Here is a 17,873-nt window from a genome sequence, read left to right as displayed (position 1 = left end):
AAGGAATAACATCATTATATTATAGTTATCCTTATTTATCTTGATTTTCATGCAAATTATTCTCCCCGTTGGTAATACTGATACTCGTAGGCGTTACCAGCTGAACTTTATCCACATCAAAACGCTCTTTAATCCCTAAATAAGCCTTACTTCTTACCTGGGCCAGGTTAGCACCCACTTTTATCCAGAACTTCACCTGAAGATTAAATGCACCTTGTTTCAGATCAGTAAAGATGACCTCAATGGTGTCTAATTTATCCACATTGTCAAGGTTTTTAATCACATCCAGAATTCCTTTCTGTGCTATACTGATATCTTCATCAGCTGGAATTTCAAAATTTAAAATAATCCTGCGCTGTGGGGAAGCAGTAATATTATAAAACGGCGCATTGAAAACAACCTGATTGGGAATATAAGCCTTCTTTCCATCATCAGTAAGAATTTTGGTCGTTAAAAACCCGATTTCCTGTACCGTTCCTGAATGTGCTCCAATGGTAATGTAATCGCCTACTTTATAAGCTTTGTCAATTCCAATCAGCATTCCGGAGAAAATACTCGAAACAAGATCTTTCAGGGCAACCCCGGCAATAACCCCTGCAACTCCCAGACTTCCGATAAACTTCCAGAGAAAGCCACTAAAGCCCATGATCTCAAGGGCAATAAAGGTACCCATCAGCATGATCAGGAATCTGAAAATACTGATTAAAGTAACCAATGAACTCTCTTTTTTGCTCTTCGGAAAAAATTTGTGGAACAGTTTTACGGCTATCTGGCTTAAATATTTACTGGTAATCAGGAAAAATGTAAAGACTAAAATTCCGACAATAAGTTTGGGGGTGAGCTCGGCAAATGTCACATACCAGTTTTCCAATACTTTATAAACAAGATCTACATACCTGAGTCCGGTCTTCTCCATGAAAAAAAAATTTGATTAAAGATATAAATTTTCATCAAAAAATTTGCCAGTTCCAAAAAGTCTACTAAATTTGTAGACTATAAAAGTAGCACATTATGTCAATTAAACTAGGAGATACAGCACCCAACTTTCAGGCAGAATCATCTTTAGGAGATATCAATTTTTATAATTATCTGGGAGATTCCTGGGGGATTCTGTTTTCGCATCCTGCAGATTATACCCCGGTATGCACTACAGAGTTGGGATACACCGCAAAACTGCAGTCTGAATTTGAAGCCAGAGGAACGAAAGTGATTGCGTTAAGTGTAGATGGAGTAGAGGATCATCAAAACTGGGTGAAAGATATTAATGAAACTCAGAACACCAATGTCCGTTTTCCAATTATTGCTGATAAAGACAGAAAAGTCTCGGAGCTGTATGATTTTATTCATCCTAATGCTGCGGTGACGGCTACTGTACGTTCTTTGTTGATTATTGATCCTTCAAAAAAAGTAAGACTGGTTATTACCTATCCGGCCTCTACAGGAAGGAATTTTAACGAAATCCTTAGAGTGCTGGATTCTTTACAGTTGGTAGATAACTATCGTGTGGCTACTCCGGTTAATTGGGAAAATGGAGAAGATGTCATTGTTCCGCCAACAATTTCTACAGAAGAAGCACGGAAAATATTCCCAAAAGGAGTGACGGAAATAAAACCCTATTTACGTTACACGCCACAACCCAATACATGATTTATTTGATTTTTTATAGTTTAGTTTTAATTTGTACGAAAAGCGCCCCGGAATAAAATTCCGGGGCGCTTTCATTTTTTTATAAGTATTTCAGTGATTACTTAACGTCGTTGATAATTTGTTTTGCTTTCGATGTCGGAAGATAAATCTGGAATCCTAAACCAAAAGTAATTTTGTTAGTATATCCACCGCTTCCGAATCCTGCATTTGCATCATATTTCACTAAACCTTCCAATCCGATGTTTGGAGTGATGAAGTAAGAATAACCAGGTCCGAATCCGAAGTTAAGACCGTTAGAAGAAGAACCTCCTTTAGAGATTGACATCCCTCCAACACCTACGTTACCCTCGAAGAACCATCTTCCGTGGTGAAGCAGGTTGTTTACTCCCTGTTCTCCCGGGTTAAGGTAATAACGCCCTAATGCTCCTACATTGTATGTAAAAGTAGTGGGTGCATCTTTAGCTCCTTTGAAGCCTAAATCCACATATCCCCCAACTGCAATATTATCTTCAATGAAATATGCTCCTTTTGGCTGAATGGCAAAATCGTATCCTGCTCCTTCATTTAAACCAAAATTTGCCCCTGCAAGGTTACCCCCTACCATCCAATTACCTTTTTGAATCTGAGCGTTTGCGGTTGCTGTTAAACCTGCTACGGCTAATATCCCTGTTAAAATAAGTTTTTTCATAATTTATTATTTTAATAATTAAATGTTTATTATTCACGAGTTATAGAAAAAACAATAAATGTGCCATTCTCTTAATTTTAGGTAATTTTTCTAAATAAACGTTAACATTGTCAGGAATATATAATTTAGTTTTTTAACATATTCGCTGAGAATTTGATAATGATAAATAAAATAAAAGGTCGGTTTTAAAAAGGAAATGATAAAAAAGGATAATAACTTCAAGTGCTTTTTTCTTTTATTCAGCTCGCTGATTATTAAACAAATAAAAGAATTACAGATATAATCAGTCCTGCAATAGTAAATTTGATTCCGCGTTTGAATGCCTTTGTTTTAGGATTAAACATCCAGAAACTTGAAATCACAAAAAAGAAAAGAGAAACTCCAAAAAACACACTCAGAGGCGATATGGCATCCTTAGACTGCGACTTGTGAAGAGAAACCATTTTATCTAATACAAAAGGTAATTCTTTCTTAGTGTACTTCGCTTTTCCGGTTGCGCTATCATAAGTTCCCTGTTTAAAATAAAGAATACCTCCTTCTGTTTTTTCCACTTCAAGACCTTTCATCTTCAGCTCTTTTTTCAGTTCTTTCTCTGAAAGATTGGCTGCAATGTTCTTTTCATATTTCTTTTCATTTTTCAGGAAATCGGTGTCTCTGTACACAAGAAGGATTCCACTTAACGAATATACAGCCATAATTCCGGCAAGGAAATATCCCAGATAACGGTGTGTAATTCTCATGAAACTTCTTGTGTCTTTAATCTTATCCATATCTTATTGTTTTGTTTTTGTTTTAAAATTTCAAAAGTGGAAACTGCAAAAATGCAATTTCCACTTTTAATGAAAGAATTATTATAAAAAGAATTCTAGAGTCTGTATGTCAGCGTGAAATAGTAGTTTCTCGGGGTGATAGGATTCACTGAGTAATTTTCGTGAACATTGTAGTTTACGACATCAAACAGGTTGCCCACTTTCCCTTGGATAGAGAATTTATTCCATTCATAGCCTACAGATAGAGAAACAGTTGTGTAGTCTTTTAAATCAAACATTCTGCTCACATTGTTTCTGCTTTCATTTGTAGATTTTGAATCATTCCATCCGGCGATTCTGTCTCCGATGTAATAAATTCCGGCTCCGATTTTTAAGCCTTTTACATAGTCTGTAAATTTATAGAAAACGGAAGCATTCGCAGTTGTAGCAGGAGTTCTTACCAGTCTTTGGTTTTCAACATATCCTTTTTCAGGAGTGTCAATGTAAACGGAATTGTTATAAGAGAAACCTCCGATTATAGATAAGTTTTCCGTAGGATTTCCTGTAATATCTAATTCTACACCACGGCTTCTCATATTTCCTGCAAATTCTTTAAGATTGGTATCTGTTGAATTTACCGGTGCTCCGTTTGAATTAGAAGCGAACCAATAAGTTTGATAATAATTGTTATACATAATCTGGTAAGCCGTTAAGTTAACAGCCAAAGCATTGTTCCAGAAATTCTTTTTAATACCAATTTCGTATTGATCAACTGTTGAAGGTTTTATGCTTTGTCTTGATAAAGTCGTCAACTGATTCTGAACATCTGTAACAGGCTGATTGGTATTTACTGTACCAAATTGGTCTGAAGTATATCCTGCATTTGAAGCAAACGAATTCGTATAAGTTGCAAACACCGAAAGGTTTTCATTCGGGGCATAAACCAAACCTACTTTTGGAGAAAATGCATTGTCAGACGTTGAAGAATTGGCTACCTCAATTTTATCATTTAATGTAAAACGAGTTGTCAATGTAGGCATATTTTCTATATAAGACCATCTTAGCCCGGCAATTACTTTTAGTTGCTTTGTTAAGCTGATAAAATCTTGAGCATAGATTCCGATTCTTCTTGTATTGATTCTGTTTCTTGTACTAAGAGTAGAATTGGGCATATCAATACTTCCCCATGTTGAAGGATCATCTAAATAGAGAAGATTTTTGGGAGCTGTAATATTATAGGCATAAGCATCTGCCTGGCTATAATCAGCATCTGAACCAATTAAAACTTTATGGTTGATTCTTCCTGTATTGAATTCTCCATTGATGTTTACTTGTGCGGAAGTGTAATTTTGTTCATTGTAAGTTCTACCGAAAGGTCTTTTCCAGGATAATCTATTAGGATCTACAGTTGCATCTTTAGTATCATATATCCACTGTACTCTTTCAGAAGAAAAATAATCTTTAGTATAGTTTTGGTAAGAAGCAGTAGCGTTCAAAGACCATCTTTCGTTAAACTGATGATTAAAGGTTACATTCGTAGAAGCTTGCTGTACATTTTGATATTGCCAGTCGGTTCCAAAGAAAGTGTTTCTGGAAACTGCATCATTCAATCTGTAGCTTTGGTCTTTTTCAGTAATAGATCCAATCCCGAAATCCGGAGTGAAATTATTTTTAAGATAGTCTGCCTCAACAATTAATTGAGATTTATCACTTAAATTAAATAGAAATGAAGGATTGAAGTAATATTTCTCTGATTCTACAACATCTCTGAAACTTTCAGCATGCTCATAGGCTCCATTGATTCTGAATGCAACATTTTTGGATAAAGGTCCGTAAATATCAACTGTTGGTTTATAAGAATTCCAGCTTCCACCGTTTAGCCCTACGCTTCCACCAAAATTGAATTTAGGTTTTTTTGTAATCATATTGATAACACCACCCGCAGCTGTATTACCAAAAAGCATAGCATTAGCTCCCTTTAAAACTTCTACCCTTTCCAGACCACTTACTTCGGGGAAAACACCGCTGTTTATTCTTGAACCATTCTTAAAAATGTTATCATTTCCTAAAATGAAACCACGTCCACCAAAGCTGTCCTGAGAATTTCCTCTGGATGAAGTGATATATAGTCCGTTTACATTCTGAAGAACATCACTAAGCTGTTTTGCCTGCTGCTGCTCAATGATTTCATGAGTAACAATAGCAATAGGCTGTGGATTTTCCATTACCGTCAGGTTTGATTTTGTCGATAATGGCCTTGCCTGGTTAGGATTTCCTGTTTTATGAAGATTAATATCCTCAATGGTCTGAGTTCTGATGGTATCTGCTTCCGCATTTTTCATCTGTGAACTCGCTGAAACAGCGATCAATAGAAGACCTAAAGAAAGTAGTTGTCTTTTCATTTTATTTTTATGTAGAACAGTTTTAAATAAGGCGCAAATGTAAGTATTTGTTTAGAATAGATAAAAATAAATTTATGATTTAAATCATACTCTTGTAGCTGATGAGATGGATTATTTCTATACTTCCTTTAGATCAGGGTATGGAGTATTTTTTATGAATATATTTGTTGAAAATTTTAATATGCAATTGGTAAAAGCAGGGCTTTGTGCCTTTGGAATGAGCGGAAAAGTATTCCATGCCCCCTTTTTAAAGGAACATCCGGGATTTTTTATATCTGCTGTAGTGGAAAGAAGCAAGGAAGAATCTAAAGAGAAATATCCTGAAGCAGCCATTTATCGTTCTGTAGAGGAAATGCTTCAGCATGCAGATTTAGAACTGGTCATCATCAATACTCCTGTCCAGACTCATTATGAATATGCAAAAAAGGCTTTAGAAGCCGGAAAAAATATTATTGTAGAAAAACCCTTTTCTGTAAATGTTTCTGAAGCGGAAGAGCTGGTACAGTTGGCGGAAGAAAAAGGATTGTTTTTAAGTGTGTATCAAAACAGAAGATTCGACCGTGACTTTTTACAGGTTCAAAAGATTTTACATGATAAAAAAATAGGGAATATTAAAGAAGCTGAAATCCGTTTTGACAGATTCCGTACTACTCCTAGCGGAAAACAGCATAAAGAAAGTCCGGATCAGCTAGGTTCAGGGTCACTTCATGATCTGGGAGCGCATCTTGTGGATCAGGCTGTACAGTATTTTGGATATCCTGAAAAGCTTTTTGCAGATGTATTTTCTATGAAGGGAAAAGAATTTGCGAATGACTATTTCGAGATTCTGTTATTCTATAAAAATGATCTGAGAGTAAGACTAAAAACATCGGTTTTCAGTAAAGAAGGCCACTACGCCTATACTATTCACGGTGACAGAGGATCCTTTTTACAGGAAAGAACAGATAATCAGGAAAATGAATTGGTAGCAGGTGCAATTCCTGTATATGGCAAAGAATGGACTCAGCCATTGAAAGAACCGGATGGAATTTTAAATCTTCTGAATGATCAGTCAGAAACTGAAAGAAGTCTTACGTCCAGTGAAGCAGGAAATTATATGAATTATTACCAGCAGATCTATGAGCATATTGTGTTTGGATATGCTTTACCGTCCCCGGGAAGAGAAGTTATTCAGAATATGAAAATTATTGATGCCTCCCTGGAAAGTGCAAAAGAAGAAAGAGTTATTAAATTGTAAATTATAAATGAATTATGAATGAGTAAGAGCGTTTGAGAGTTTTAGGGTTTGAGCGTAAATGGGTTGGAAATTTCTAATCACGACTGCTATCAACCTTGAACTTTAAACTTTGAACCTTACATTCATTCATAATTCATAACTATTAAAGGATTTCCTGAAGCTCCAGCCATCTCATTTCATGGTTCTCCAGTTTTTCTGAAACCGTTTCCAGTTCGGAAGAGAGTTTGGCGATCTTTTCGTAATCCGCTTCATTGTTGAGCTGATCCAGGATTTTGGAACGCTGGTCTTCCAGTTCTGGCATTTCCTTTTCAATGGTTTCCAGCTCTTTTTGTTCCTTAAAGGTCAATTTTCTTTTTTTAGAAGCAGCAGCTGGAGTGGTTTCTGTTACAGCAGCCACTTCTTTAGCAGGCTCAGGTTTTACAGAACTGTTTTTTTCTAATGCTTCCTCACGGCTTCTCGCCTCTCTGTATTCTGAGAAATTTCCTACAAAGTTTCTGATTTTTCCGTCTCCCTCAAAAGCCAGAACATGATCTACGATTCTGTCCATGAAATATCTGTCGTGGGAAACAATAATCAAAGATCCCTGAAATTGCTGAAGAAAGTTTTCAAGAACTGTCAGGGTAGGAAGATCCAGGTCATTCGTAGGCTCATCAAAAATCAGGAAATTAGGATTCTGATACAAAATATACATCAGGTGAAGTCTTCTCTTTTCTCCACCCGAAAGTTTGGAAATAGGAGAGTACTGGGTCTGATCGTCAAATAGAAATAATCTTAAGAACTGTGATGCAGATAAACTTCTGCCGTTGGCCAAAGGATAGAACTCTGCAATTTCCTTAATGAAATCAATCACACGCTCATCCTCTTTATAGGTAAGCCCTTTTTGAGCAAAATAACCGAAAGATATCGTTTCTCCGGTTTCAATTTCACCCTTATCAGCTTTTTCCAAACCTTGGATAATATTCAGCAGGGTAGATTTTCCAGCACCGTTTTTTCCAATGATTCCTACCTTTTCACCACGTTGAAACTGGTAGCTGAAATCTTTCAGAAGAACTTTTGCTCCAAAACTTTTATCAATATGTTTAAGTTCAAGAATTTTATTTCCCAGACGTTTCATTTCAAAATCCAGTTCCAGCCCGTCTTTTCGGGTGTCGGTTTTGGCAACCTTCTCCGTTTCGTAGAAAGCATCAATTCTGCTTTTTGATTTTGTGGTTCTGGCTTTCGGCTGTCTGCGCATCCATTCCAGTTCTTTTCTGTAAAGGTTATTGGCTTTATCAATAGTAGCATTTAGATTCTCCTCACGAATCATTTTGTTCTCAAGATAAGTAGCATATGAACCATTATGAACGTAAAGGTTTCTATCTTCCATTTCCCAGATAATGTCACAAACACTGTCAAGGAAATATCTGTCGTGGGTGACAAGCAATAAGGTGATTTTTGCCTTATTCAGATAATTTTCAAGCCACTCTACCATATCCACATCCAGGTGGTTGGTAGGTTCATCCATGATAAGAAGTGTATGTCTGTGTTCGGCTCTTGTTTCCGTTAAAAGTTTAGCCAGCGCTACACGCTTGATCTGCCCTCCGGAAAGTGTTCCCATCTTGGCATCCAGATCAGTGATCTTAAGCTGGGAAAGAATCTGTTTCATTTCATTTTCAAGATCCCATGCCTTATGAGCTTCCATATCAGCCAATGCTTTCTCAATAAAATCATTATCCGTAGAATGAAGTGATTTGTGATAATTCTTAAGAGCAAGTATAGGTTTTGAATCCAGCGCCATCATAAATTCCTCAATGCTGAGCTTAGGATCATAATCAATTTCCTGGTCAAATAATACCACCTGAATATCTTTGTTGATGATCGCAGTACCGCTGTCTGCAATTTCTTTACCCATTAATATTTTCAGAAGGGTAGATTTTCCACTTCCGTTTTTGGCAACAATAGCAATTTTATCCCCTTCGTTGATGTGAAAAGTAATGTTTTCAAATAAAACTTTGATGCCGTAAGATTTGGTAAGATTTTCTGCAGAAACGTAATTCATTGGAAATTAATGGTTTGATTTTAATTTTGAATTGAACCGCAAAAATACGAAAATGTAACTTAAAATTTTCCGGAACCTCTTTTATAAAAATGAATATTTATAATTTTTTAATAGAGTTTACAGGCGGGCTGAAAAAACTATTCAGTAAATTTGATAAACACAATGCATACATTTTTAAAGAATAATAAATAATACAAAATCTGATTGAAGTAATGAAAAAAGTAATTGTCGACATGGACGGGGTAATGGCAGATGTATATCATCAGCTGGTACAATTTGAAAAAAGAGATACAGGAAGAGAAGTAGAGATCAGTGATTGTGTTGGAAGAGCCGAAATAGAAGCCTTTCCCAATGGAAAAAAACACGTTAATGAAATTGGATTTTTCAGAACACTGCCTGTAATGAAAGGAAGCCGTGAAGCAATAGAATATCTGAATAATAAATATGATCTCTATATTGTATCTGCAGGGATGGAATTTCCCAACAGCTTAAGAGAAAAATATGATTGGCTGGCAGAACATTTTCCATTCATAACCTGGGAGCAGATTGTTCTTTGCGGAAGCAAAAAAGTAGTTTCCGGAGATGTAATGATTGATGATTATCCAAAAAATTTAGATCACTTTTCCGGACAAAGATTGATATTTACTCAGCCTCATAATGAACTGATAGAAAATGATACTTACGAAAGAGTCCATTCATGGGAAGAAATTATGAATATCCTTTAAAGGCCGGGAATTTAAATGTTTTTTAGAATTCTTTTAAAAATTTCATTATTTTTAGAAGAACTTTAACTCCAGGAAGGATAAATTTAATAAAGAATTATGACTGCAGACTGTTTAAAATAAATAAGTTTGCGTCAAACTTTTAACATGAAAATACATCATACATTATTCTTCCTTTTGGCAGCTTCAGCCTTCCATGCTCAGATAATTTCAGGAACTGTTATTTCTAAAAATGAGAATCAGCCGATTCCTTATGTGAAAATCGGAATCGAGAAAAAATCAACCGGGACAATCTCTGATGAAAAAGGAAAATTTTCAATTGATCTTTCCAATGCTGAGCCACAGCAAAAAATAAAAATAGAAGTACCAGGATATGATTCTTATCAGGAAACAATACAGAACTTTAAGAAACATGATCAACAAAAAATATTTTTAACAGAGAAAACTAAAAATATTCAGGAGATAACTATTAAACCTAAAAAACTTGTTGATAAAAACTGGGGAGTAAATACAAAAACAAAAAGCGTTACGTATTCTGTTAATCCGGAATTTGACAAAAAAAGTTTTTTGGGAGAAACAGCTTTAGAATTCAATGCTAAGAAAAGGTCCAAGCTAAAAAATATCAATCTGAATATAGCCAGTTATGTTTCTGCCCAGCCAGTTTTAATGAGATACAGTGTTTACAGTGAAAAAGATGGTTTTCCGGATAAAAATATTCTTGAAGAAGAAATTACTGTAGAACTTACTGAAAATATGATTAAAGATGGAACCTATACGCTGGATGTCAACGATCGTAATATCTGGGTTCAGGGGAAATTTTTTATCGGAATACAGTTTTTAAAAGATTTTGAGGGTAAAATTAAAATAAGTGCCGCTTTATTCAGAACTGGATTTATAAGAGAATTTTATGGAGACTGGCAGAAAATGACTATTGCTGCACCGGCTATTAATATTGATGTAAAAATGGATAAAAACGGAGACAATAATCCCGAAAACGAAGGCGGGTTTGCAGATGACAGCGCTGAAGCACTGATGCCTGATGTATCAAAATATGTTCAGGAGTCTGAGCAGACCGTATATGGGCAGAATGCAGATGCAGGGAAATATCTCAAACTTCAGGATACAGACCTTTATTATGAGATCTATGGTGAAGGAGAACCATTGATTCTGCTTCATGGAAATTCCGGGAGTATAAAAGATTTCTATCAGCAGATTCCTGTTTTGTCAAAGCAGTACAAAGTAATTGCGATAGATACCAGAGGACAGGGAAAAAGTATTGATTCTTCAAAAAAGGATTTTACCTATAAAATGTTTGCTGATGATGTAAAAGCACTTACTGATCAATTAAAGTTGAATAAAGTAAGCATTGCAGGCTGGAGCGACGGCGGAAATACAGGTCTGGAATTTGCCCTTAAATATCCTGAAAGACTTAATAAATTGATAACCATTGGAGCAAATGCTTTTCCTGATGGAGTAGACGACAGACTTACTGATCATTTTGAAAATAAAATGCTGGTAATGAAAGAACTGAAGGATCCTAAAAAGTTTAATGAACAAAGACTTCTGAAAATCATGCTGACACAGCCTCGTATTGCCAGAAAAGATTTAAATAAAATTGGAAGCAGGGTATTGGTGATTGCAGGTGATAGAGATGTTATTAAACCAGAACATACCGAGCTCATTGCCAAAGAAATTCCCAATGCAGAACTCAGAATTTATAGCAATGCAACCCATATGATTCCTTTTGAAAATGCAGATCAACTTACTACAGATATTCTGAATTTTTTAGGAAAAAGTAATTAATTTAAAAGCCGGAAGCCGGAAGATGGAGGCTGGAAGTTATATCAGTCGGAATATACACTTGCATCTTCCTGCTTCTATCTTCCATTTTTATTCTAATCCAGAGTCAGTCTTTTTAACGACCAGGAATTACCGTTGTAAATGTCGAGATCCACTTTGGTGTTGATGCCATGAACAATCCCGTTTTCTGTGAACTGCCAGAAATCCCACTGATCATCGGGAGAAGGAGAAGGTACATCATTGTAATTGGCCAGCCATAAAGGATAACCTTCAAATTCCCCCTTCAGAAAGTCTTTATGATAATGATAATAAGTATAAATGATAGGTTTTTCGCCATAAGCTTCCTCTACAATTTTGCACCAGACTTTCAGATCTTCAATCAGTTTTTTATTCGTTTTACGCTTTGGAATTTTTTCAATATCCAGGATTGGAGGAAGATCTCCACTTTCAAGTTTTACATTGGCCAAAAAATTATTAGCCTGAATAACTGGGTCTTCATCAGCTCTGTAAAAATGATAAGCGCCACGAATAAGATTGTGTTTTTTAGCCATTTCCCAGAACTCATCAAAATGTTTATCGGCACTTCGGTTCCCCATCGTAGCACGCATAACGACGAACTCCAGCGGAATGGTTTTATTGCCAATGCTGAGACTGTCCCATTTGATATCTTCCCTGTTCTGATAATGGGAAACATCAAAACCATAGGTCTTATCAAGGTTGCTTGTTAAAATTCTCTGAATTCTTGCGGCTTCCCTTTCACTGTTATGGAGTTTTTTGTGAGTGAATTTGTTAAAGTACAGCGCATAATAATAGCTGATGGATTGCTTTAAATAAAAACCGGTTCCGATAAGAGCTACAATTAAAATAGCCAATATTACCTTTCTGCGGAAAAAATAGTTCTTCCGTCTTGTTTTATGGAGCTGTTTGGCAGTTTTTTTGGTGTACTTTTTTGGTGTCATAAAGTTTTGCAAAACTAACTTTTTTCACTGCTAAATGCTAAAATAAAATCAGTAAATTTGTGTATTATGGAAACACGCGAAAAAATCATCATTATAGGAGGAGGATTTGCGGGGCTGCAGCTTGCAAAAACATTGAATAACAAAAACAAAAAAGTAATCGTTCTGGATAAAATGAACCATCATATGTTCCAGCCGCTTTTTTATCAGGTAGCCTCAGGAAGGATAGAGCCTTCCAATATTTCTTTCCCTTTCAGAAAGATTTTTCAGCAGTCCAGAAACACACAGTTCCGTATGACAGAGGTGAAAGAAATAGACCCTGCCGGAAATAAAGTAATTACCGATGAGGCAGAATTTACCTATGATAAACTCATCATTGCAACGGGCTGTAAAACTAATTTTTTCGGGAACAAAGATTTAGAAGGAAAAGCTTTCGGAATGAAAAATACCCAGGAAGCCATCAGCATAAGAAACCATGTGTTGATGACCTTTGAAAAACTGATTATTGAAAAAAGCCGAAGCGATGACGGAAACTGGAATATCGTTATTGTAGGAAGCGGACCTACCGGAGTAGAACTGGCAGGAGCTTTTGCCGAAATGAAAAAAGATATCCTTCCAAGAGACTATCCTTACATGAATTTTGACCATCTGAAGATTATTCTGGTAAGTTCCACAGAAAAACCGCTTGCAGTAATGAGCAGCGAGGCTCAGGAGAAATCTGAAAAATACCTCAAAGATCTTGGAGTGACTTTTATGAGCGGAGAAGTGGTGACAGATTATGATGGAGATAAAGTACACCTTAAAAGCGGAAAAGAAATACCTTCCAATAATGTAATCTGGGCAGCCGGAGTTACCGGAAATGTGGTAGGAGGGTTTCCTGAAGAAAAATTAGTAAGAAACAGATATATTGTAGATCGATATAATAAAATAAAAGGATACGATAATATTTATGCTATCGGGGATATTGCCTATATGGAAACTCCAAAATATGCACAGGGACACCCGCAGGTAGCTAACGTAGCCATTAATCAGGCAAAAAATTTAGGTAAAAATTTATTAAAGAAAAGTCAGAACCAGTGGGTAGAATATGAATATGATGATAAAGGTTCATTGGCGACTATAGGAAAGCACAGAGCCGTTGTTGATCTGCCATTTATAAAATTCCAGGGATTTTTGGCGTGGTATTTCTGGATGTTTCTCCATTTAATGCTAATTTTGAGCGTTCGAAATAAGCTGGCCATATTCTTCAACTGGATGTGGAGCTATATCAACAAAGATTCTTCTTTAAGATTAATTATTATACCTACTAAGAAAAACGGAACATTACAATGAGAATTGACATAATAAGCGTACTTCCGGAATTGATGGAAAGTCCGTTCAAAACTTCTATTTTGAAAAGAGCAGTGGATAAAGGGCTGGTAGAAGTGCATTTTCATCAGCTGAGAGACTGGGCGATCAATAAGCACAGACAGATTGATGATGAACCTTACGGAGGCGGAGCAGGAATGGTTATGATGATTGAGCCGCTGGATAAGTGTATCTCAGAGCTTAAGTCACAGAGAAATTATGATGAGGTAATCTACCTGACGCCGGATGGAGCTACTTTAAATCAGAAAATCGCCAATTCACTTTCCATAAAAGAAAATCTGATCTTTCTTTGCGGCCACTACAAAGGAATAGACCAAAGAGTAAGGGATCTTCATATCACAAAAGAAATTTCAATAGGAGATTATGTTCTTACTGGAGGAGAGCTGGCAGCCTGCGTTCTTGCAGACTCTGTTATAAGATTGCTTCCCGGAGTTTTAAATGATGAGCAGAGTGCCTTAACGGATAGTTTTCAGGATGATCTTCTTTCACCGCCAATTTATACCAGACCTGAAAGTTATAAAGGATTGGATGTACCTAAAATTTTACTGAGCGGAAATTCCGGAAAAATTGAAGAATGGCGCCATGATGAAGCAGTAAGAATCACCAGGGAAAAACGTCCCGATTTATTATAGTCAAATATTGTTGAAACGTATCTAATTTTTATCTACTTTAAATTCCATTTGTTATGAAGATAAATGGAATAATATTTGTTGTGAATTTAATAAGTGCGAAAAATATTAATATTTCTAATTTTAAATTAAAAATTTATTTCTATTATTTTGATTTTTGCGTATTGTGTCTATTTTGATTAATGTGTTAAAACTCCCCGATAATTGAAAAATTAATTTATTATAGCTGATTTCATTGATATTTTTTATTATATTTGAATCGTTTTTTATTGGAAATTGATTCGCTTTTCTTAAGTTGAATCAAGGGAATTTGAAAAATAATAATAAATTTAAATCTTAAGGAAAAAGAACATAATAAATTAAAGTATAGAAATTAGTGTAGATGGAACTGTTCTCTTTTTACAATGTTGAAAATTTATTTTTACCCGATCCGAAACCTGTCCACAAATTAGATCCTACCCGGTCAGGATTAAGGAATTGGGATGAAAAAAGATATAATAATAAACTTTTCAAAATCTCCCATGTATTTCAGTTGATGAAGGAGGATAATGGTGTGATGCCATTTGTAATAGGATTGTCTGAAGTTTCCGGAAGGAAAGTATTGGAAGATCTTGTGGAGATGGAGCCTTTTCATTCGCAGTATGGAATTGTACATTACAATTCTATGGACGAAAGAAAAGTGGATGTAGCCATGTTGTATGACAAAAGTAAAGTAGAGGTAATAGATTCTGAAACCATTACTTTCTTTTTTGAAATAGAAAATAAAAACACAGGAAATTACGACACAACCAGAGACGTACTTTTTTCAAAAATTAAATATAAAGGGGAAATTATTAATGTCTTTATCGCCCATCTTCCCTCTAAGCGAGAAAAAGATATTAATAAACCTAAAAGAGCCTTTATATTGAATGAAGTCCGGCAACGGATCATGGAAATCGTAGATGCTGATAAAGAGCATGTCATATTGTGTGGTGATTTTAACGAAAACCCGGATGATGAAAATTTAGTACAGATTCTCTATAACAATGACCATGAAAAGGTTTTAATGAACCCTTTTCAGCAATTGTTTTCTACAAGAAATTATTCTACTTTTCATTATAAATCTGGATTGCTGTATGATCAGATCATTATGTCAAGATCTTTGCTTGATAATAAGACGCTGACTTTTCAGGATGCCCATATATTCAATTCTGAAAAAATCCGCAGCAGAACCAGAAATTTTGAAGGACGGCCTTTCCGAACTTATGCAGGTACAAGGTATTTGGGAGGATATAGTGATCACTTTCCGGTTTTTGTAAAATTTAAAAGTTTACAGTAAAAAACATAAATAATAAAAAAGTAGAAAATGAAAAATTCGAGCAACACAAGCTATCATTTAGATTCTATTGACAAGGAAATTATCTACATGTTGATGGATAATGCTAAAACTTCTTTAGCCCACATTTCAAAAAATGTCGGAATTTCCACAACTGCGGTGCATCAAAGAATCAAAAAACTCGAACATGCAGGAGTTATTGAAAATTCAATATCATTTCTTAATCCTAAAAAAATAGGATATAAAGTGATTTCCTACATTGGTGTATTTCTGGATCAGCCAAGCCATTATCCGGAAGTGGTAAAATCTTTGCATGATATTAACGAAGTAGTGGAAGCCCATTACACAACAGGAAATTATACCATATTCCTGAAAGTTCTTTGTAAAGATAATGATCACTTAATGCAGATCCTTAACAAGCTTCAGAAGCTGAAAGGAGTAACAAGAACAGAGACTTTTATATCTTTGGAACAAGGTATTTACAGACAATTGAAAGTATAACGATATGAACATAGCCCAATATTTGGATTCAACTTACCTGAAAACACCGGAACAATCAGGTATTTCCCATGAAGAAACACTTCAAAAAGATAAAGAACTTGCACAGGAAGCTATTGAGAATGGCATTTTTGCTGTAATGATTCGCCCGGATTATGTAGCTGAGATCAGGAGATATATTCAGGAAAGAAATTCAAATGTTGCAGTAGGAACTGTAATAGGTTTTCACGAAGGCACCTATTCTGTCGATGAAAAGCTTGCTGAAGCTTCAAAAGCAATAGAAGATGGTGCTGATGAACTGGATTTCGTTATTAATTATACAGCCTATCTACAAGGAAATATAGAACTGGTAAAAGACGAATTTGTACAATGTACAAGATTATCTCTTGAACATCATAAAATAGCAAAATGGATTATTGAAATTGCTGCTTTGACGGATGATCAAATTGCAGATCTTACCAAAAATATTTCTACCTGGGCAGAAGAGAACTTCTCTGAAAACGATTGGTCAAAAATCTTTGTTAAATCTTCAACAGGATTCTACAAAACTCCTGAAGGAAAACCTAACGGGGCAACCTTTGAAGGAATAACAATTATGCTCAACAACGCAGGAAAACTTCCTGTAAAAGCAGCAGGTGGTGTAAGAACCCCTGAAGATGCTGAGAAAATGATCAATATGGGAGTGAAAAGAATAGGAACGTCTTCAGCGTTAGCACTGATTAAAAACGAATCTTCATCAGAAGGATATTAATCTAAGGTTCAAATAATAAAAAACCATCAGTTTTGCTGATGGTTTTTTATTTATATCTGTGTCTGATATTCTTCGTAGAACTGTTGGGTTTCTTTGATCAGACTGTTCATTTCTTCCAATGTGAAAACTTCAAGGAATTTTTTTCTAAAGTCCTTGAAGTGAGGTATTCCTCTGAAATAATTACTGTAATGCTGTCTCATTTCCACCAAACCTAATCTTTCTCCTTTCCATTCAACACTCCATTCCGCATGCTGACGAACTGCCAATAACCGGTCTGATATTGTAGGGGCAGGTAAATGCTCTCCTGTTTTAAAGAAATGTTTGATTTCATTAAATATCCATGGATAGCCAATAGCAGCACGTCCGATCATAATACCGTCACATGCATACTTTTGTTTATATGCTAATGCTTTTTCAGCAGAATCAATATCTCCGTTTCCAAAGATGGGAATCTCAATATTAGGATTTTGTTTGATTCTGGAAATATGTTCCCAGTCTGCTTCCCCTTTGTACATTTGAGCACGGGTTCTGGCATGTATTGTAAGAGCTTTAATTCCTGTTTCCTGCAGACGTTCTGCTACTTCATCAATATTGATGGTATGGCTGTCCCATCCTAAACGGGTTTTTACAGTTACGGGCAGATGAGTGGAACTTACAACAGCCTTTGTAAGGCGAACCATCAGGTCAATGTCTTTTAAAACACCTGCTCCCGCCCCCTTGCAGACAACTTTTTTTACAGGACATCCAAAATTAATATCTACCAGGTCCGGATTTACTGTTTCAACAATTCTTGCGGACATGGCCATAGCTTCTTCATCTCCACCAAAGATCTGTATCCCCACTGGCCTTTCATAATCGAAGATATCAAGCTTTTTACGGCTTTTGATAGCGTCACGAATCAACCCTTCAGAAGAAATAAATTCTGAATACATTAAGTCTGCACCATGCATTTTACACAAACGTCTGAACGGAGGATCACTTACGTCTTCCATCGGAGCCAGCAAAAGTGGAAATTCCGGCAGTTCTATGTTGCCTATTTTTATCATGGTGCAAATTTACGAAATTCTGAAAAA

At 35.7% G+C, this 17,873-nt stretch carries 16 protein-coding genes; 9 read left to right on the top strand and 7 right to left on the bottom strand.

Annotation, left to right across the window (positions count from 1 at the left end; translation table 11 throughout):
* Window positions 1-31 precede the first annotated feature (31 nt).
* Complete coding sequence (locus tag FW781_RS08770) at window positions 32-916, bottom strand: mechanosensitive ion channel family protein (RefSeq protein ID WP_077419007.1); 885 nt, start codon at window positions 914-916, stop codon at window positions 32-34.
* 95 nt (window positions 917-1,011) lie between these two features.
* Between FW781_RS08770 and FW781_RS08765 the strand changes: the two genes are divergently transcribed.
* A complete protein-coding gene (locus FW781_RS08765) occupies window positions 1,012-1,647 on the top strand; it encodes a peroxiredoxin (RefSeq protein WP_149387053.1) in 636 nt (211 codons plus the stop codon).
* A 97-nt stretch (window positions 1,648-1,744) separates the two neighbouring features.
* Here the strand turns inward: FW781_RS08765 and FW781_RS08760 are convergent, their stop codons facing one another.
* From FW781_RS08760 to FW781_RS08750, 3 genes are all read right to left on the bottom strand, one after another.
* The gene (locus tag FW781_RS08760) at window positions 1,745-2,335 is read right to left on the bottom strand and encodes an outer membrane beta-barrel protein (protein WP_047379061.1); all 591 of its coding nucleotides are present in this window, start codon (window positions 2,333-2,335) and stop codon (window positions 1,745-1,747) included.
* Between the two features lie 254 nt (window positions 2,336-2,589).
* Window positions 2,590-3,105 (bottom strand): hypothetical protein, encoded by a 516-nt coding sequence (locus tag FW781_RS08755; RefSeq protein WP_149387052.1) that lies wholly within the window; start codon window positions 3,103-3,105, stop codon window positions 2,590-2,592.
* Window positions 3,106-3,200: 95 nt separating this feature from the next.
* Window positions 3,201-5,486: a TonB-dependent siderophore receptor gene (locus FW781_RS08750; protein ID WP_149387051.1), complete on the bottom strand. Its 2,286-nt coding sequence runs from the start codon at window positions 5,484-5,486 to the stop codon at window positions 3,201-3,203.
* Between the two features lie 181 nt (window positions 5,487-5,667).
* Here FW781_RS08750 and FW781_RS08745 point away from each other — a divergent pair, with 181 nt between their 5' ends.
* Window positions 5,668-6,723 (top strand): Gfo/Idh/MocA family oxidoreductase, encoded by a 1,056-nt coding sequence (locus FW781_RS08745; RefSeq protein WP_149387050.1) that lies wholly within the window; start codon window positions 5,668-5,670, stop codon window positions 6,721-6,723.
* 142 nt (window positions 6,724-6,865) lie between these two features.
* On the opposite strand, the gene FW781_RS08740 is transcribed toward FW781_RS08745, so the two are convergent.
* Window positions 6,866-8,761 carry an ABC-F family ATP-binding cassette domain-containing protein gene (locus FW781_RS08740; RefSeq protein ID WP_149387049.1) on the bottom strand — a complete coding sequence of 632 codons (1,896 nt, stop codon included), beginning with the start codon at window positions 8,759-8,761 and terminating at the stop codon, window positions 6,866-6,868.
* Window positions 8,762-8,973: 212 nt separating this feature from the next.
* Here FW781_RS08740 and FW781_RS08735 point away from each other — a divergent pair, with 212 nt between their 5' ends.
* The gene (locus FW781_RS08735; RefSeq protein ID WP_149387048.1) at window positions 8,974-9,486 is read left to right on the top strand and encodes a 5' nucleotidase, NT5C type; all 513 of its coding nucleotides are present in this window, start codon (window positions 8,974-8,976) and stop codon (window positions 9,484-9,486) included.
* Window positions 9,487-9,630: 144 nt separating this feature from the next.
* Complete coding sequence (locus tag FW781_RS08730; RefSeq protein WP_149387047.1) at window positions 9,631-11,286, top strand: alpha/beta fold hydrolase; 1,656 nt, start codon at window positions 9,631-9,633, stop codon at window positions 11,284-11,286.
* 92 nt (window positions 11,287-11,378) lie between these two features.
* Here the strand turns inward: FW781_RS08730 and FW781_RS08725 are convergent, their stop codons facing one another.
* Window positions 11,379-12,242: a glycoside hydrolase family 25 protein gene (locus FW781_RS08725; RefSeq protein WP_149387046.1), complete on the bottom strand. Its 864-nt coding sequence runs from the start codon at window positions 12,240-12,242 to the stop codon at window positions 11,379-11,381.
* Between the two features lie 66 nt (window positions 12,243-12,308).
* Here FW781_RS08725 and FW781_RS08720 point away from each other — a divergent pair, with 66 nt between their 5' ends.
* The 5 genes from FW781_RS08720 (at window position 12,309) to deoC (ending at window position 16,800) form a co-directional block, all read left to right on the top strand.
* Entirely contained in the window at window positions 12,309-13,571 is a 1,263-nt protein-coding gene (locus FW781_RS08720) for an NAD(P)/FAD-dependent oxidoreductase (RefSeq protein WP_149387045.1), read from the top strand.
* Window positions 13,568-14,239, top strand: coding sequence for a tRNA (guanosine(37)-N1)-methyltransferase TrmD (trmD, locus tag FW781_RS08715; RefSeq protein WP_149387044.1), 672 nt, complete (start codon window positions 13,568-13,570; stop codon window positions 14,237-14,239). Before FW781_RS08720 ends, trmD begins: the two co-directional genes overlap by 4 nt.
* 379 nt (window positions 14,240-14,618) lie before the next feature.
* Window positions 14,619-15,554 (top strand): endonuclease/exonuclease/phosphatase family protein, encoded by a 936-nt coding sequence (locus FW781_RS08710; protein WP_149387043.1) that lies wholly within the window; start codon window positions 14,619-14,621, stop codon window positions 15,552-15,554.
* Window positions 15,555-15,581: 27 nt separating this feature from the next.
* Window positions 15,582-16,052 (top strand): Lrp/AsnC ligand binding domain-containing protein, encoded by a 471-nt coding sequence (locus FW781_RS08705; RefSeq protein ID WP_047379047.1) that lies wholly within the window; start codon window positions 15,582-15,584, stop codon window positions 16,050-16,052.
* Window positions 16,053-16,056: 4 nt separating this feature from the next.
* The gene (deoC, locus tag FW781_RS08700) at window positions 16,057-16,800 is read left to right on the top strand and encodes a deoxyribose-phosphate aldolase (RefSeq protein WP_149387042.1); all 744 of its coding nucleotides are present in this window, start codon (window positions 16,057-16,059) and stop codon (window positions 16,798-16,800) included.
* Window positions 16,801-16,850: 50 nt separating this feature from the next.
* On the opposite strand, the gene dusB is transcribed toward deoC, so the two are convergent.
* The gene (dusB, locus tag FW781_RS08695; RefSeq protein WP_149387041.1) at window positions 16,851-17,846 is read right to left on the bottom strand and encodes a tRNA dihydrouridine synthase DusB; all 996 of its coding nucleotides are present in this window, start codon (window positions 17,844-17,846) and stop codon (window positions 16,851-16,853) included.
* Between the last annotated feature and the right edge of the window lie 27 nt (window positions 17,847-17,873).

It is taken from the genome of Chryseobacterium panacisoli, assembly GCF_008274625.1.
GTDB lineage: Bacteria > Bacteroidota > Bacteroidia > Flavobacteriales > Weeksellaceae > Chryseobacterium > Chryseobacterium panacisoli.
The sequence above is the reverse complement of the archived record's forward strand: the minus strand, read 5'-3'. Positions and strand labels throughout refer to the sequence as shown.

Bases quoted from the DNA above. Each gene is read 5' to 3' on its own strand.
- trmD (WP_149387044.1), top strand. From the start codon at position 13,568: ATGAGAATTGACATAATAAGCGTACTTCCGGAATTGATGGAAAGTCCG.
- dusB (WP_149387041.1), bottom strand. From the start codon at position 17,846: ATGATAAAAATAGGCAACATAGAACTGCCGGAATTTCCACTTTTGCTG.
- FW781_RS08725 (WP_149387046.1), bottom strand. From the start codon at position 12,242: ATGACACCAAAAAAGTACACCAAAAAAACTGCCAAACAGCTCCATAAA.
- FW781_RS08710 (WP_149387043.1), top strand. From the start codon at position 14,619: ATGGAACTGTTCTCTTTTTACAATGTTGAAAATTTATTTTTACCCGAT.
- FW781_RS08770 (WP_077419007.1), bottom strand. From the start codon at position 916: ATGGAGAAGACCGGACTCAGGTATGTAGATCTTGTTTATAAAGTATTG.
- FW781_RS08730 (WP_149387047.1), top strand. From the start codon at position 9,631: ATGAAAATACATCATACATTATTCTTCCTTTTGGCAGCTTCAGCCTTC.
- FW781_RS08745 (WP_149387050.1), top strand. From the start codon at position 5,668: ATGCAATTGGTAAAAGCAGGGCTTTGTGCCTTTGGAATGAGCGGAAAA.
- FW781_RS08760 (WP_047379061.1), bottom strand. From the start codon at position 2,335: ATGAAAAAACTTATTTTAACAGGGATATTAGCCGTAGCAGGTTTAACA.
- deoC (WP_149387042.1), top strand. From the start codon at position 16,057: ATGAACATAGCCCAATATTTGGATTCAACTTACCTGAAAACACCGGAA.
- FW781_RS08750 (WP_149387051.1), bottom strand. From the start codon at position 5,486: ATGAAAAGACAACTACTTTCTTTAGGTCTTCTATTGATCGCTGTTTCA.
- FW781_RS08705 (WP_047379047.1), top strand. From the start codon at position 15,582: ATGAAAAATTCGAGCAACACAAGCTATCATTTAGATTCTATTGACAAG.
- FW781_RS08720 (WP_149387045.1), top strand. From the start codon at position 12,309: ATGGAAACACGCGAAAAAATCATCATTATAGGAGGAGGATTTGCGGGG.
- FW781_RS08755 (WP_149387052.1), bottom strand. From the start codon at position 3,105: ATGGATAAGATTAAAGACACAAGAAGTTTCATGAGAATTACACACCGT.
- FW781_RS08740 (WP_149387049.1), bottom strand. From the start codon at position 8,761: ATGAATTACGTTTCTGCAGAAAATCTTACCAAATCTTACGGCATCAAA.
- FW781_RS08735 (WP_149387048.1), top strand. From the start codon at position 8,974: ATGAAAAAAGTAATTGTCGACATGGACGGGGTAATGGCAGATGTATAT.
- FW781_RS08765 (WP_149387053.1), top strand. From the start codon at position 1,012: ATGTCAATTAAACTAGGAGATACAGCACCCAACTTTCAGGCAGAATCA.